The sequence below is a fragment of the Nostoc sp. FACHB-892 genome, from assembly GCF_014698795.1.
GTDB lineage: Bacteria > Cyanobacteriota > Cyanobacteriia > Cyanobacteriales > Nostocaceae > Nostoc.
This window is the reverse complement of record NZ_JACJTR010000005.1, coordinates 35383-50169: the sequence shown is the minus strand read 5'-3', so window position 1 is coordinate 50169 and position 14787 is coordinate 35383. Positions and strand designations below refer to the sequence as shown.

General features: G+C 41.9%; 17 protein-coding genes and 1 pseudogene. 8 read left to right on the top strand and 10 right to left on the bottom strand.

Annotated elements, in window-relative coordinates; translation table 11 throughout:
* The first annotated feature begins 176 nt into the window (after positions 1 to 176).
* From H6G96_RS08755 to H6G96_RS08745, 3 genes are all read left to right on the top strand, one after another.
* Positions 177 to 353: a hypothetical protein gene (locus H6G96_RS08755; RefSeq protein ID WP_190911093.1), complete on the top strand. Its 177-nt coding sequence runs from the start codon at positions 177 to 179 to the stop codon at positions 351 to 353.
* Between the two features lie 125 nt (positions 354 to 478).
* A complete protein-coding gene (locus H6G96_RS08750) occupies positions 479 to 865 on the top strand; it encodes a hypothetical protein (protein ID WP_190911092.1) in 387 nt (128 codons plus the stop codon).
* Positions 866 to 1358: 493 nt separating this feature from the next.
* Positions 1359 to 1970 (top strand): hypothetical protein, encoded by a 612-nt coding sequence (locus tag H6G96_RS08745; RefSeq protein WP_190911288.1) that lies wholly within the window; start codon positions 1359 to 1361, stop codon positions 1968 to 1970.
* Positions 1971 to 2124: 154 nt separating this feature from the next.
* On the opposite strand, the gene H6G96_RS08740 is transcribed toward H6G96_RS08745, so the two are convergent.
* Positions 2125 to 2493: a Dethiobiotin synthetase gene (locus tag H6G96_RS08740; RefSeq protein ID WP_190911091.1), complete on the bottom strand. Its 369-nt coding sequence runs from the start codon at positions 2491 to 2493 to the stop codon at positions 2125 to 2127.
* A gap of 209 nt (positions 2494 to 2702) precedes the next feature.
* Here H6G96_RS08740 and H6G96_RS08735 point away from each other — a divergent pair, with 209 nt between their 5' ends.
* The 3 genes from H6G96_RS08735 to glmS all read left to right on the top strand — a co-directional run bounded on the left by H6G96_RS08735 (position 2703) and on the right by glmS (position 5965).
* Positions 2703 to 2939: a hypothetical protein gene (locus H6G96_RS08735; RefSeq protein ID WP_190733110.1), complete on the top strand. Its 237-nt coding sequence runs from the start codon at positions 2703 to 2705 to the stop codon at positions 2937 to 2939.
* A 514-nt stretch (positions 2940 to 3453) separates the two neighbouring features.
* Positions 3454 to 3699: a photosystem I iron-sulfur center protein PsaC gene (gene psaC / locus H6G96_RS08730; protein WP_012411495.1), complete on the top strand. Its 246-nt coding sequence runs from the start codon at positions 3454 to 3456 to the stop codon at positions 3697 to 3699.
* A gap of 382 nt (positions 3700 to 4081) precedes the next feature.
* The gene (gene glmS / locus H6G96_RS08725; RefSeq protein WP_190911090.1) at positions 4082 to 5965 is read left to right on the top strand and encodes a glutamine--fructose-6-phosphate transaminase (isomerizing); all 1884 of its coding nucleotides are present in this window, start codon (positions 4082 to 4084) and stop codon (positions 5963 to 5965) included.
* Positions 5966 to 6655: 690 nt separating this feature from the next.
* Here glmS and H6G96_RS41195 read toward each other — a convergent pair.
* The 4 genes and pseudogenes from H6G96_RS41195 to H6G96_RS08705 all read right to left on the bottom strand — a co-directional run.
* Positions 6656 to 6805, bottom strand: a pseudogene (locus tag H6G96_RS41195) (AraC family transcriptional regulator); the annotation flags it as partial.
* 331 nt (positions 6806 to 7136) lie between these two features.
* Positions 7137 to 7274 (bottom strand): hypothetical protein, encoded by a 138-nt coding sequence (locus H6G96_RS08715; protein WP_190911089.1) that lies wholly within the window; start codon positions 7272 to 7274, stop codon positions 7137 to 7139.
* 89 nt (positions 7275 to 7363) lie between these two features.
* Positions 7364 to 7747 carry a hypothetical protein gene (locus tag H6G96_RS08710; RefSeq protein WP_199339457.1) on the bottom strand — a complete coding sequence of 128 codons (384 nt, stop codon included), beginning with the start codon at positions 7745 to 7747 and terminating at the stop codon, positions 7364 to 7366.
* Positions 7748 to 8109: 362 nt separating this feature from the next.
* The gene (locus tag H6G96_RS08705) at positions 8110 to 8286 is read right to left on the bottom strand and encodes a hypothetical protein (RefSeq protein ID WP_190911087.1); all 177 of its coding nucleotides are present in this window, start codon (positions 8284 to 8286) and stop codon (positions 8110 to 8112) included.
* A 280-nt stretch (positions 8287 to 8566) separates the two neighbouring features.
* Here H6G96_RS08705 and H6G96_RS08700 point away from each other — a divergent pair, with 280 nt between their 5' ends.
* Entirely contained in the window at positions 8567 to 8764 is a 198-nt protein-coding gene (locus tag H6G96_RS08700) for an NblA/ycf18 family protein (RefSeq protein ID WP_190911086.1), read from the top strand.
* Positions 8765 to 8901: 137 nt separating this feature from the next.
* Here H6G96_RS08700 and H6G96_RS08695 read toward each other — a convergent pair whose 3' ends face one another.
* Both H6G96_RS08695 and H6G96_RS08690 read right to left on the bottom strand, forming a co-directional pair.
* Entirely contained in the window at positions 8902 to 9135 is a 234-nt protein-coding gene (locus H6G96_RS08695; protein WP_190911085.1) for an EF-hand domain-containing protein, read from the bottom strand.
* Positions 9136 to 9538: 403 nt separating this feature from the next.
* A complete protein-coding gene (locus H6G96_RS08690; RefSeq protein ID WP_199339456.1) occupies positions 9539 to 10057 on the bottom strand; it encodes a rhodanese-like domain-containing protein in 519 nt (172 codons plus the stop codon).
* A gap of 197 nt (positions 10058 to 10254) precedes the next feature.
* Between H6G96_RS08690 and H6G96_RS08685 the strand changes: the two genes are divergently transcribed.
* Positions 10255 to 10704, top strand: a complete 450-nt coding sequence (locus tag H6G96_RS08685) for a hypothetical protein (RefSeq protein ID WP_190911084.1) — start codon at positions 10255 to 10257, stop codon at positions 10702 to 10704.
* Between the two features lie 72 nt (positions 10705 to 10776).
* Here the strand turns inward: H6G96_RS08685 and H6G96_RS08680 are convergent, their stop codons facing one another.
* The 3 genes from H6G96_RS08680 to gap all read right to left on the bottom strand — a co-directional run bounded on the left by H6G96_RS08680 (position 10777) and on the right by gap (position 14644).
* On the bottom strand, positions 10777 to 11781 hold the full coding sequence (locus H6G96_RS08680) for a transaldolase (protein ID WP_190911083.1): 1005 nt from the start codon (positions 11779 to 11781) through the stop codon (positions 10777 to 10779).
* Between the two features lie 149 nt (positions 11782 to 11930).
* Positions 11931 to 13361, bottom strand: coding sequence for a pyruvate kinase (gene pyk, locus H6G96_RS08675; RefSeq protein ID WP_190911082.1), 1431 nt, complete (start codon positions 13359 to 13361; stop codon positions 11931 to 11933).
* A gap of 239 nt (positions 13362 to 13600) precedes the next feature.
* Complete coding sequence (gene gap / locus H6G96_RS08670; RefSeq protein ID WP_190911081.1) at positions 13601 to 14644, bottom strand: type I glyceraldehyde-3-phosphate dehydrogenase; 1044 nt, start codon at positions 14642 to 14644, stop codon at positions 13601 to 13603.
* Between the last annotated feature and the right edge of the window lie 143 nt (positions 14645 to 14787).

Sequence of the window (14787 nt, the reverse complement as noted above, 5' to 3'; positions counted from 1 at the left end):
ATGTAAGAAAAAATTTAAATTTTTATCTGTTACTTATCATTGTGAGCCATTATTTAGCAACCAGACAAGTAGACTTTATTTGCTTGATTTACAAAGATTTAGTAAAAAATGTCATTGTGCAAAATTTTATGGGGAGAATAGTTAAATGGGAGACAATTATTATTTAAGGGTCAGCAATGCCTAGTTTCGGCTACGCCTACGCTAGTGGGGTGCGAGTGAGCGCCAACGCTCATCTTTCTAAAGACAACAAGTTTTTGTGGGCTGGGTGGACGCATCCGCAAACAAAAACTTGGAGTCATCCTTGCCTAAATCTAGCTATACTCGTGTTGCGACCATTGACCCATCCTTGGTAGTAATACAATGGTATGTGTGATTTATGGCTGATGTCAGACCATACTTGGAAGTCTGCTAAGTATTGATCGTAATTCAGTATAGCTATTGTTATAGAGCGAGTAAATGGACTAGGCGGACGAGGTAAATGAATATACACACCTTTGATAATCATTATGTTACTTGCCCAATTTGCCAAAGAAATGCTACGCCAAAGCCAATAAAAACGCGCATGGGCTTATTTTGCTGTCCCTATTGCCAAGAACGGCTAGTAGTTTGCCAAAGCGGTCATTATGTCCGTGATCCGTTTACTTGGAAACAATTAATGGTTGCTTCGTCGCTACGTCGTCAAAGCCGACCTTTAGCTAGGATTATCAGAGATTTTGTCTTGCTTAAGCGTCCTATGGTAGCCTTGGCTGTAGGAAGTGCCATTTTCTTTAGTGCGATCGCTCTGACTCAGGAAAATACAAGCTACGAGCACCAAGGGGTTCCCACAACAGAGAAAGTTAATAAACCAGGAAACGAATCTCAGTAAATGGATTACTTTGGTATAAATCAAATATTACTTTGATTTTTGTAATATTATAACTAAATACTTTTATGAAACCGTGTCTTATTGTCCCAAATAGGACGCGGTTGTACATCATATGCGTTTCAAGATCCACTCTTATGAAACAATAAGATCAGATTCCTTAACAAGTGATGAGGGTTTAAGTCCCCTGATTCTATCAAGCAGCGCGTATGTTAGTCGGGGTCTAAATCCCCGGACGCTCTCTACGAGACCCTGCGTGAACGCAGACTCGCTCTAAGCGTTCGCGGTAGCGTCTCGTAGAGAAGCCATGCAGTTGGCGTTCGTGTAGCGTTGTTGTTACCAGCCTCAACATGACCTTACCTATGTGAGAACTCCTATAAGTTAAGATCCCTGATGTCTTAACTTAGGTTGACACTTGAAATAATCTTGCTGAAAAACGGGAAGACTATGGTTACTCCCTAATGGAGAAATTTCCATGAAAATCCTGAACAGCAAAATGCTCAAAAAATCTCTGCTTAACTGTTTAATTTTGCCTGTTTCTCTAGTTCCTTGGCTGTCTATAGGAATACTGGGGAATTCCCACGCGGATGCTTTACCAGGACAAAGTACAGAGGAAGTAGGCACTTGGATTAAAGCACATCCCACACTCCGCCCCAGGAGTGGTGAGCAATTGTTCGTGCAAAAGACTGATACTGCTGCTCAAAGATTCACTTTTCAAGCATCGGTATTGCCTCCCGGTAGGGTAGAATTTTCCAAAGACCGTGGCACAATTCGCTCTGAGCGCATTGCCATGTATGATGCCATTAACGGCATGACATTTGCGCGTCTCCAGGAATCTTTGCGGGTGATTTATGGCTTGGAGATTTATCAAGACTACGATCGCGCCGAAGTTGTGTACCAGTATCCTAACGAAAAGGTAGTCAACTCGGCGCGTTTTGCTAAAACTCCAATTCGGGAAGCTTTAAAGGGAGAATTACGAGTAGGCGATCGCTATGTATATTGGGTGGAAATTGCCCAACCCAAAACTGGCAAAGCTTTTACCGGTCAAATGACCGTTTTGCTCAAAACTGACTTAGACAAGTTAGAAAAGGAACTGCAAATTCGGTAATGGGCATTAGACAATTGTACTGAGTATACTTTTACGGAGAAGGAAGTTACGCGCAGCCTCTGGTAGAGAGGTATTTGGCATTAATTATTCTCCCTCATCTCCCTCTGCTCCTTTATTGCTCATCCCTTCTCCACTTAAAGGTTGCTGAAGTGTTTTATAGCTTCCCCAAGCTCATAGGAGCTAGAGTTTGCCATATACCCGAAAAGATACTCTCAGATGCTAAGGAAATTCTCACCAAATCTTCCTTCAGTAGTGGTGGCCAATCTATCCCGGCTTTACGCCCTGCGGCAAATAGCTGTTGTGCCTTAACGCTTAACTGATAAAGTGCCAAAGCCAGCTCTCGGTCTAGGCTCTTTGCATCTTTGAGGGCTTCAAACACCACTTTCAATGCCAACAAAATCGAGGTGATCTGACCGGGCACCGGCGGTTTCCCCTGTTTCATACGCGTCAACAGCGCATCTGGGTTTTCCTCGGTTGTGATTGTCTGATCTATGAGGAGTTTCCGAGCTGTTTCGTAATTCATGTAGTCAGTTTAGCGTACATTTTACTTCAGCAGTAATACTTAATTGAAAAGTCATAAAACTGGCTTTTGCTTATTTATAGCAATCTCATTTGATTTGTGAAAAGATAGGCTTGGGGAAGATGATGGATAATTGGCGATGCTCTAGGTTAACTAGATAGACTGACATATAATATCTTTGAAAAATACGCCCGTTTGGAATCAGAAGCAAAATGATGTCACCGAATTTACTAGAAATTGAGCGTTCCGTCCGTGCCTTATCTGTGGAAGAACAACTTTGGCTGTTAGAAAGTATTGCTCGACAAATTCGAGAAAGTGAGTATAAAAAAGACAAATTGCCTGATTTGAAAAAATCAGAAGACCAACTGCAAGTGATGGTTAGTGAGGTAAAGATTCCAACAGAAATTGCTGCTATAACTGATGAGTTTGCGATTTCTGAAATCCTCTGATATCGAAAAGTAGAAATTATAAATTTGCCAGATTTAAAAACTCAAATATACAGCTTTTATATATCTCTCGTTCCCAGTCATAAACTGGGAATGCGATATAGTACTTTCCCACAACTAATTTAGGATTGCTATAGTTGCCAATCAATAGATACCATAGACAACTTTTGTATCTAGTACGCCACGGCGGAAATAGAGCAGCCATTTAAAATTCCTAAAAAGCCCATGAATTTTGACTTTTGCTTTGCGGTACTAGTCTTTTAGATTTACTTTTGTTTCATTACTCTTTACGATTCAACCCTATTATGGTATTTGACTGGGGTAAATACGCTCCTATGATGTTGCTAATTAATAAAGCAATAGGGGCTATCTCGCAAAACCACTTATCAAGGGTGCTTATTACATTGTTTGAAGTTATGTAGCCTTTTGATTACGGCCTATCAATCACTGCGGTAAACTATGCGTTGATTATGATTCTTTCGCAGAGAAGAACACCTCGAAAGGAGCGGTTTTTTCAATGTCTCATACCGTAAAAATCTACGATACCTGCATTGGCTGCACCCAATGCGTCCGCGCTTGCCCTACTGATGTACTGGAGATGGTTCCTTGGGATGGCTGTAAGGCTGCTCAAATTGCCTCTTCACCCCGTACAGAAGACTGCGTGGGCTGTAAGCGCTGCGAAACCGCTTGTCCCACCGACTTTTTGAGCATCCGGGTTTACCTGGGCGCTGAAACAACTCGCAGTATGGGTCTGGCTTACTAAAAAGCTCAGTGCTAAGTCACCGAACTTCTGATCGCAATGCGGGTCTACTGCCCAACCGTTCTTCTAGAACTGTTGCCTTGTCTTCTTTGGACAACAAAGGAGAGGCGCAAGCCTTTGCTTTGCTCAGAGTTCTCGCTGAGTTCTGGGTCTTGAGTCCTGAGGCAAAAGAAGTAAATCAAAAAAACAATTTATTGATTCTTCACTCAGCCCTCAGAACTCAGAACTCAGTGTTCAAAACTTTTAAAGTTTTTTAATAGCAAGCATCTTTAGAAATATCTAGTGGTAGAGGGAGTAAATTACTCCCTTTTTTCTTTGCAAAACGTCGAGTTTGTGCCAAGAACTATACTGGATTTAATCATCCTGAAAAAAAGTGGTGTGAACAATGTGCGGAATCGTTGGATATATAGGCACTCAAGCGGCGGCAGACATTTTACTGGCTGGGCTGGAAAAACTAGAGTATAGGGGTTACGATTCGGCTGGAATCGCCACTGTTTGGGAAGGTGAGGTTAATTGCGTGCGGGCGAAGGGTAAACTGCATAACCTGCGTTCTAAACTGGAACAAATAGAAACGCCTGCCCAAATTGGTATAGGTCACACTCGCTGGGCAACTCATGGAAAACCAGAAGAGTACAACGCCCATCCTCACATGGATACGGCAAAGCGAGTGGCGGTGGTGCAAAATGGCATTATCGAAAATTACCGCGACTTACGCGAGGAACTCAAAGGAAAAGGACACCAATTTCTTTCTGAAACTGATACAGAAGTAATTCCCCATCTTATAGCCGAATTTTTAAAGGATGTTCCCCCGTCATCTCCCTCATCTGGCTTCCTAGAGGCAATTCGCCAAGCCGTTAACTGTTTGCGCGGGGCGTTTGCACTTGCAGTGATTTCTGCTGACTACCCCGATGAATTGATTGTTGTTCGCCAGCAAGCACCTTTGGTAATTGGTTTTGGGCAAGGGGAGTTCTTTTGTGCGTCTGACACGCCTGCGATCGTTGCCTACACCCGTGCAGTGCTACCTCTAGAAAATGGCGAAATTGCCCGCCTCACACCTTTGGGCGTTGAGATTTACAATTTTGCTGGCGACAGGTTGAAAAAACAACCCCGGCTGCTCAACTTCAATCCTGCAATGGTAGAAAAGCAGGGATTCAAACACTTCATGCTCAAAGAAATCCATGAGCAACCAGGGGTAGTAAGAGCTAGTTTAGAAGCTTACTTTAATAATTTAGGGCAATCTGAGCGATCGCCAATTAATCTGGGTTTGCCAGAAGATTTTTACACCGATTTAGAACAAATTCAAATTGTTGCCTGTGGTACTAGTTGGCACGCAGCATTAATCGGCAAATATTTACTTGAACAACTTGCAGGAATTTCTACTCAGGTACATTACGCTTCTGAGTATCGCTATGCACCCTCACCATTGACACCCAACACCTTGATTGTTGGTGTTACCCAATCAGGTGAAACTGCTGATACCTTAGCAGCTTTGACGATGGAAAAAGAACGTCGCCAGGGGAAAGAACCGAAATATCAAGCACGACTGCTAGGAATTACTAATCGTCCAGAAAGTAGCCTTGGTCATATGATGCCGCATATCATCAGTACTCTGGCAGGAATTGAAATTGGAGTAGCGGCGACAAAAACTTTTACCGCTCAACTGATGGCATTTTATGCTTTAGCATTGGATTTAGCTTATCGTCGCCAGACGGTTTCACCAGACACATTAGAGAATATTATTAGCGGGTTGCGACAAATTCCTAAAGAAATTGAGGCAACTTTAGAAAGTCAAGAAAGTTTAACCGAACAGTTAGCCCACGAATTCGCTGAAACCAAAGATTTCATTTTTGTGGGAAGGGGCATTAACTTTCCTATTGCTTTGGAGGGGGCGTTGAAATTAAAAGAAATCAGCTACATTCACGCTGAAGGTTATCCGGCTGGAGAGATGAAACATGGTCCAATCGCACTTTTAGATGCGAAAGTACCAGTAGTTGCGATCGCAATCCCTGGTAGTGTGTACGAAAAAGTTATTTCTAATGCCCAAGAAGCCAAAGCTAGAGATTCTCGCTTAATTGGTGTGACTCCCGTCAACGATGGCGAAGCTGCGGAAATTTTTAACGATCTTCTTCCCATCTCTGATGTAGAAGAATTACTTTCTCCCATTCTGACAGTAGTTCCACTGCAATTATTGGCTTATCATATTGCCGCCCGTCGCGGTTTGGATGTCGATCAGCCTCGTAACCTTGCTAAAAGTGTCACCGTAGAATAGTATAATTTTATACTTAAATTAAATTGTAGAGGAATAAAAAAGTTGGAAATTAAATAACAAATTTGGGACATAACTCTTGGGGGTAGATATTGCGATCGCCTTCAAGAGATGTTTTATAGCTAGAGGTAGACCGAGGTTTTTTCAGCAAATGATCAAATGAAAATATATTGCCTGAAAAGCCTATATGGTAAGGTTTTGATAAATTGTACAACTTTTTTATTTATCAATATGACGAATTTTTAGAAAATTGTACAACTTTCTTTTTATAAGTCGCGTGAATGCCAACGCTAATGTATGGGTTACAAACTGCAAAATTGTACAACTTTTTTATACTTGTACATTAAATGATGATGGCTTCTGAAGAAGTTTTATAACTTGCAGAAGCCATTTTTATGGCAATGATTACAAGTTTAATATATTTATTAATGGTTAGGTAAATATTCGCTGGATTTTCAGTAAAGGGTAAAATTATCCAAATGCGATCGCAAGAATTCAAATGTATATTTTTACAACGTCTTTATTTAACCCTTGCTCATACATTGGCACATTTTGTCAGTTGCAGTTGTTCACCAAGGGTTGTCTCTAAAATTATCTCTACACCTTTCTTTATCCGTGGGATTTGTTTTCTACTCCCGTAATTGTGACAATACTTCCCGAAACGGCAGGGGGATTGCTGGGAGTTAGTGACTGGACTAGCAGTTGGGCATTCTCCAGCCGTTGCTGTGTCAAATAACCCATGACAGTTGTGTTAAAAAGTGCTGAAAAACCTGTCTGGAGAGTACGAACACTAACTCCCACTTGCTGCGCTAGTTCCGAAAGCAATGGCGGATGCTCAAGTTGTATTTTCAAATTCTTACTTTTAAGAAATATCATCAATAAATAGCTTATAAATTCTAAGTATCATTGATTAAAATTTATATTTGAGTTGATTCTCTTTAGCCCTTAAAAAACTCAAGTTGAGATAAGACAAACTTGGTCAATCGACTGATGTCTGCAATCATTTGTTACATAAATAGAAGCCATGACAGCGATCGCCTGAATGAATATTGGTATTGAATGTCGTCAAATGTCGCCAAGTTTCAAAGGGTTATATCTGCTCTACGAAGAAGGCGAGTTTTACACTCTCGCAGTTTGACGAGTTTCAAAACAGCTTATCAACTAGCATTATTGGTCAGACTAAAGTGCGATCGCAGAAATGAATCCATAAGTAGTTTAGTTTTCCTATGAACTTGTGCTGCAATCTTGTCGAGGCGATCGCATTCCCCCCATCCCAGAAGCGTTGCACCAAAAGCGTGAAAATTGCACGCATCTTGTCATTAAATAAAATACTACTTCATATATTTGATTACGGTGGCTGGAGTACCAATTAAGCCAGACCGACGAAGATTAAAAACGCGATTATGAGCAAAGACTGCCAGACCAGTCTTGATAACCTCGATTTGGTTGACACTTGTATTGCCGACCTACCCAGACAATTTCCCATTTATTTTTGTTGCGTCTCAATTCGATGCGATTTCGTTTCCCGCTCACTGAATCATCAGCCAAACCTACTGTGGTATGTACAATTACAGATGTGTTTTGTGTAGGATACGCAACTGAAATGTCCTCAGACTTTCTTCCTTCTTGTTCTTCTAAGTTGCTAAACAATTGTACAGCCACAGCTTTTGGAATAGTAACTTTAATACGGTTAGAAGAGATAAATTCTTGCACCTTAATTACCTGAAAAGCAGAACGTGGGTTACTTTGGGCAGACGCAATACCCTGTAATTGCGTGCATATCATAGTAGCTGAGATTAGTGAAAGTTTAAGCATGGAAGGGGGCATAGTGATGCGTATAATAATTTTTATAGTAATTCGAGTATGAAAAAAAGGTTTAAACTAGATGCCTTTCGGCACGGTAAAAGCACAGACCTATCTATCTTTTAAAGATGCAATCACTCCCATTGCTCCCAGTCAGACGTGGAAATGCCTGAACCCTGATCCTAATGAATAGCCCAAAGCTTCAAAATATTCTAACCTTTGATTAGTGCTTTGCTATCCAAGCATTACGGTTTGCGAGGTGCTATTTTTAGCATCTCGTAAACGATAGTGCCAATCGAATGGCACTTTCTTTGATAAAGGTAGCTTTCTCCCCAACGCCTTACTTAAGGCGTGGACATCTCCAATTTTGATTCTATGCCGAATAAATCAAACCATCCATTCAGTCCACTGTGGGGCATCTGCCACCAGTTAAGTAAATTTGTCATCTTCACATTCTCAAACTCCAGCATCACGCCGCAACGCTCATCACTCTTGCCCAAAGGAATAATTGTATTGCCCATCTCTTCTTTTGAGCGATGGCGCTGTTTCGCCGGCCGTAGGCGATCGCAAGCCGGAAGCAGAGGCTAAAAATGATTTTAAAAACCTCAAGGTAAGAAACTTTAGAAGTTAGGTTTTTACTTGGGTTGCCACAATGGAGTGATATCAAGGTTTTTAGCAGCAGATACGGCATTCTAACCTACTTAGTACGGTTTCCACACCTTTAGGTTTTGTAAAGTTATCGTAATATTTATTTATATAAAGCAATATTTGCCCCAAATAAAAGAGTAAGTAATAAAAGCGATGAATCAACCCATTGAATTATCTTTAGAACAAGAATTTAGCCTTAGAACATTCTCTGATCAAGTAAAGCAGATGTCCCGTGAACAAGCTCAAGAGTTTTTGCTGATGCTCTATAAGCAGATGATAGCTAGGGAAGCTACTTATCAAGAATTGCTCAAACATAAGTGGGAACTTGATTCAGACTCAATTTTGGGCTAAAACAAACCTCGCAAGGTTAGTTTTAGCTACTGAGAATATAACGAACACACAATTGTCTTTTTCATGAAAATCCCTCAAAACGTGGGCGCTTAGAGGGATTTTGGGTATTGGTATTTGGTATTGGTTTTTTTTGACTGCTAAGTTAAATTGTTTGCTTTCTCAACTGCTTCCTTTAATTCTTCAAAGGTAATACTACCGTCTTTGTCTGAATCATAATTTAATAGTAATTCCTGGGGAGTAGTGGTATTTGTTTCTGATGAGATGATTACACTTAGGCCAGGACTTAAAAAAAGATCATTAATGGAGATTTTGCCGTCTTGATCGGTATCTAAAGTATTAAAAAGAGATTGAAGCTCTTGCTCGGTTGTCATAAGTTTCTATCTGAAAAACGTTTTCAACTTAATATCTCATTAATCTCTCAAAATTAAATAAACTTATATCCTTAGACGTAGAAACGGCGATCGCTGGGGCTTAGATCAGTTGTAGGCTTTGGGTTACAGGGTTTACAGTCTGACTATGAAAATAAACCTACATAGACGCGCCTTCTTTCTAACGTAGTCGCGTAGTAGATTTGACTGGGGTAGGGTACTGCCATTGTCAGTACCCATTTTTCTCAATTGTCTAGTGGTTTTTCTAAACTTCAATCTATTGTTTATAACCTCACCAGTTCAATTTTTATTTTCCTGGCTCATGGGGTACGTTTCTTAACGTACCAATTTAATCTCTAATGAAGTAGCTTGTGTAGTTTTTACAAGAGTAGCGATCGCAGAAACTTCAATGCTCCTGAGCATGGTAACTAGCTTTCAGCAGTTTTCCCCAGATTGCATTGTAAGGATGTACAAGCTGTGTCGGTTGCTTGTCTCTAAAAATGAGCCTTCCTTCATTTGCCCACTCAAAAATTCCACCGCTTAAGTTATAAATGCACTTCATCCCAGCTTTATCGAGCTGCTGGGCTAATTTAGCGCTACGATAGCCAACAGCACAGTATAGGACAATTGGTCTGCCTTTTGAAACTATTGAAAGTTCTCTTAAATCAGGTGAAAGAGCGTTTATATGCGCTGCTGTTTCGATATGGCTCACCGCATACTCTGCCTGACTTCGTGCATCTAGCACTAATGGCCGCGGCTTTGCAGAATCTAATAGCAATTGAGCTAGTTCCTTACTTGTAATTTCCTCAACATTAGGAAACTGCAATCTAATTAGAAGTTTAAGAAAGTTAAATGTAAGCGATCGCACTTGTAAAAATACTCTCTCGCTTTTATAGATAATTGTAAGTTTGATTGTAAATATCAAAAGTATGATATAAACAGATTTTTCGGATGACCACTATTTATTAACACAGTTTACTCTAATTTAGAATCAACCATAAGTCTGAAATTTAAATCCACAATTTCATCCTAAATTAGTTTAAAAAAAGTGGATGGAGAATAATCTGCTGGCTTTAAGGTGTTTAATAAAGTTATTACTAAAAGTCTAGTAGAAGCAAAAACATGAAAGGTTTCAAGAAGTTATCTTCAATAGCGCTATTGCTATGTGCTTTTGTGTATCCGCCCTCATTAGCTGAAGCAAAGGATATTTCTCTAAGTAATGCTCGCAATGAACACAGCGCCGCACCAGAGGCTAATTTAGTAGGAGATAAAACCGGAGAGCTTTTAATTGCTCAACGGCGACCAGGACGATACCGAATAATCCGACGGCGGCAGATTATCCGACGTCGGCAGCGCTTTGGACGATACCAAAATATTCGACCACGGCGCTCTTTTGGACGATATCAAATTATTCGACCACGGCGCTCTTTTGGACGATATCAAATTATTCGACCACGGCGCTCTTTTGGACGATATCAAATTATTCGACCACGGCAGCAGTTTAGACAACGGCAGATTATCCAACGACGGCAGCCTTACGGGCGATACCAAATTATCCGCCGTCGTTATTAATGAGGACTGATGCAACTAACTAATGGTTAGTGGTTGGTGATTCAACCACTAACCACTAACTATGGTTACGTTCTAATGAGCTGCTACTACCTCTCCTTCAAGGCGAACTAGTCGATCTGCCAAAAGTTTTTCAAGGTCTTCTAGTGCCTTAGTGAAACCTTTGATGCCCTCATCTAGTTTGTCGGTTGCCATGCGGTCAGCGGCGTGCATCTTGTCATAAGTAGCTTTGTCAATGGATATTTTTTCAATTTCCAAGTTTGCTGCCTTGGCGGGATCGAGTTTGCGTGGCAGTTCTCCAACAGTTGCTTGCAATTCAGCCAAAAGTGATGGCGAAATGGTCAGCAAATCACTACCTGCAAGTTCAGTAATTTCACCAATATTACGGAAGCTAGCTCCCATAACTTCGGTTTTATAGCCGAATTTCTTGTAGTAGTTGTAGATTTTGGTGACGGACAAAACTCCTGGATCTTCGGCTGCTGGGTAGCTATCGCGTCCGGTATCTTTTTTGTACCAGTCAAGAATCCGACCGACGAAGGGAGAAATTAGGGTAATGCCGGCTTCTGCACAGGCGATCGCTTGGTGAAGACCAAACAATAAGGTAAGGTTACAGTGAATACCTTCTTTTTCGAGAATTTCCGCAGCGCGAATACCTTCCCAAGTGCTGGCGATTTTAATTAAAACGCGATCGCGGCCAATTCCAGCAGCTTTATACTGAGCAATTAATTCCCGTGCCTTAGTTAGGGTAGCTTCGGTATCGTAGGACAAGCGAGCATCCACTTCCGTAGACACGCGACCGGGAATGATTTGCAAAATTTTTAATCCAAAGGCAACTGCCAAACGGTCAAAAGCTAGAGAAACTATCTGTGCTTGGGTGGCTCCGGCTCCAGCATCTTTCTTCGCTTGGAGTAAAGTTTGATCGACAATTTCCTGATATTCTGGCATCTGCGCCGCAGCAGTAATCAGCGAAGGATTGGTGGTGGCGTCTTGGGGTTTGAACTTTTCAATTGCCTGGATATCCCCTGTATCTGCGACTACAACAGTCACTTGTCGCAATTGTTCCAGTAAATTCTTAGACATAAAATACTCCGTGATGTTTGTTACAGGATTTACTTATTCCCCAGTTCTTTACACTCTTTACTCTTCCTTCAATTCTGATTCTGGCAATTTTTCTTAATCATTGCCCAATTTTGCTTACTATCTTCAGCCACAGCCCTATTCTAAGTGCCTTATGCAGAAATTGGCTGTCCAATGGAATGCACTTTAATTAAGCTAGTTGTTCCTGATTTACCAATTGGAACACCAGAGGTAATAACTACTTTATCGCCCTTATTCGCTAAACCCATGTCTACAACTGTGTTCACCACATTGGTAAACATCTCTTCGGCATTGTGGACTGGTGGGATCAGCAAAGCTTCTACACCCCAAGAAAGCGCTAGTTGGCGATAAGCGGTAATATCAGGGGTAAGGGCAATAATGGGAGAAGTAGGGCGATATTTAGACACCATTCTCGCTGTATTTCCTGATGAAGTGTTACAGAGAATTGCCCGTGAGCCTGTTTCATAGGCAATGCGACACACGGATTCTGCTACAGATTCGGTAACGCTGAGACTGCCTGCTTCATGACACCAAGCATGTTTGCTACCTTCATCTAAAGCCTGTTCTGTCCGCACAGCGATATTGTGCATCATCTCGACGGCGGCGATGGGATATTGCCCGACAGCTGTTTCACCAGAAAGCATTACTGCATCCGTCCCATCTAAGATGGAGTTGGCAACATCAGTGGCTTCGGCGCGGGTGGGATCGGGGGCGCTAATCATCGACTCTAGCATTTGGGTGGCTGTAATCACCGGCTTGCCAGCACGATTGCAACGGCGAATAATATCTTTTTGAATTAGGGGGACTTCGTGAATTGGCACTTCTACCCCTAAATCGCCACGAGCAATCATAATCGCGTCGGCAACCTTCAGAATGGAGTCAAAATTCTCTACTGCTTCTGCTCTTTCGATTTTGGCAATTAAGCGGATGGAAGCACCAGCTGCTTCAATCATTCGCTTGGCGGGTTCTAAGTCTTGTGGCGATCGCACAAAGGACACCGCTACCCAGTCTACACCCAACTGAATCCCAAAGCGCAGATCCAGCAAGTCTTTTTCGGTGATCGAACTAACAGGTAAAGGAGTTTGTGGTAGGTTTACTCCTTTGTGCGTGGAAATTAACCCGCCAATTTTTACTTGAGCGCGAATGCGATCGGCATCGCGATCGGTAACAATCAACTTGACGCGACCATCATTAATCAAAATTGGTTCGCCTGGTCGTACCATTGCGAACAAAGTCGGTAATGGTAAGGGTAGTTCATCGATACTCTCACCCTTTTCTTGCAAAACAAAGGTGACTTCAGTACCAGCTTCTAAATTTAACCCTTCCGGTGGTAAAGTTCCCAAACGAATCTTCGGGCCACACAGGTCTTGCATAATTGCGATCGGCTTTTGCTGCTCAGTACTAATTTGTCTGAGATAGTGAGCAGTTTGGGCGTGGAATTCATAAGCCCCGTGGGAAAAATTCAGCCGTGCCACGTTCATTCCAGCTTTTACCAAGGCTTGCAGCTTTTCAGGTGCAGATGTAGCCGGGCCAACAGTACAAATGATTTTGGTTCGACGCATAGGGATTAGGGGTTAAGGAGTAACCTGCAAATTTGGATGGTTTATACCAATTCGTAATTAAGAGACTTCGCATCCAAATTCACATGTGCTTTATATCACTGATTTTGTAAATAAAGATACTAAATGGCGTTTTGTTTTCGCGGTATTTACCATTTGACCCAAATCCCAAAAGTCAAGGGTCAAAAGTCAAAAGTAAATGACAAATGACCAATGACAAATGACCAATAACTAATGACCAATCAAGCCACAGCAGCTGTCGGTGCGAGTTTTTCCTTCTGTGACATAGACAACATCAGGTCAATCACGCGATTCGAGTAGCCCCACTCGTTGTCATACCAGGCAATTACCTTGAAGAAGTTTGAGTTCAACTCAATTCCAGCACCTGCGTCGAAGATACTAGAATGGGTATCGCCTTGAAAATCTGTGGAAACTACTTCTTCATCTGTGTAACCCAGGATACCCACCAACGAACCTGCGGCAGCTTCCTTCATGGCAGCACAGATTTCCTTATAACTAGTAGCTTTGGCAGTTTTGAAAGTTAAATCAACTACAGAGACATCGGGAGTCGGAACTCGTAATGCCATACCAGTCAGCCTACCCTTCAATTCTGGTAAAACCAAGGCTACAGCTTTAGCTGCGCCTGTGGAAGAAGGAATAATATTCTGGCTTGCACCTCGACCACCCCGCCAGTCTTTCTTACTGGGACCGTCTACAGTTGGTTGAGTAGCAGTCATGGCATGAACTGTAGTCATTAACCCTTCAGTCAACCCAAAGTTGTCATTGATGACCTTAGCAATGGGAGCTAGACAGTTTGTAGTGCAGCTAGCATTGGATACAATTATATCCTTGCTGGGATCAAATAGGTGATGATTGACACCCATTAACAGGGTAGTAACTCTATCTGGATCTTTGGTGGGAGCAGAAATTACCACTCGCTTTGCACCTGCTTTCAGATGGTTTGCGGCTCCTTCGTGGTCAGTGAAGAGTCCGGTAGCTTCTACCACATAATCTGCACCTAATTTTCCCCAAGGTAACTCTGCTGGGTTCCTCACCGACACGCAAGGGATGAAATGCCCGTCAATGAGGATACCATCTTCCTTGGCTTCAACCTTATGCTTTAATCTGCCGTGGGTTGAGTCGTACTTTAATAGGTAAGCGAGGTTATCTGGTGGTACTAGATCGTTAATACCTATAAATTCAATGTTGGGGTTATCGATGCCAGCGCGAAGCACAAGTCGCCCGATTCGACCGAAGCCATTGATACCAACCTTCAATTTAGTCAAGATTAAACCTACCCTTGTGGAAAGTTGAACAAAAGGAGAAAGTTAAAAGTCAAAATAGATTGCCTTTTACTCTTTACTCTATGATCGTGACAGTCTCAGTCAGCTAAGGCATATTTACTTGGCATATTTTAATGATTGGGGCA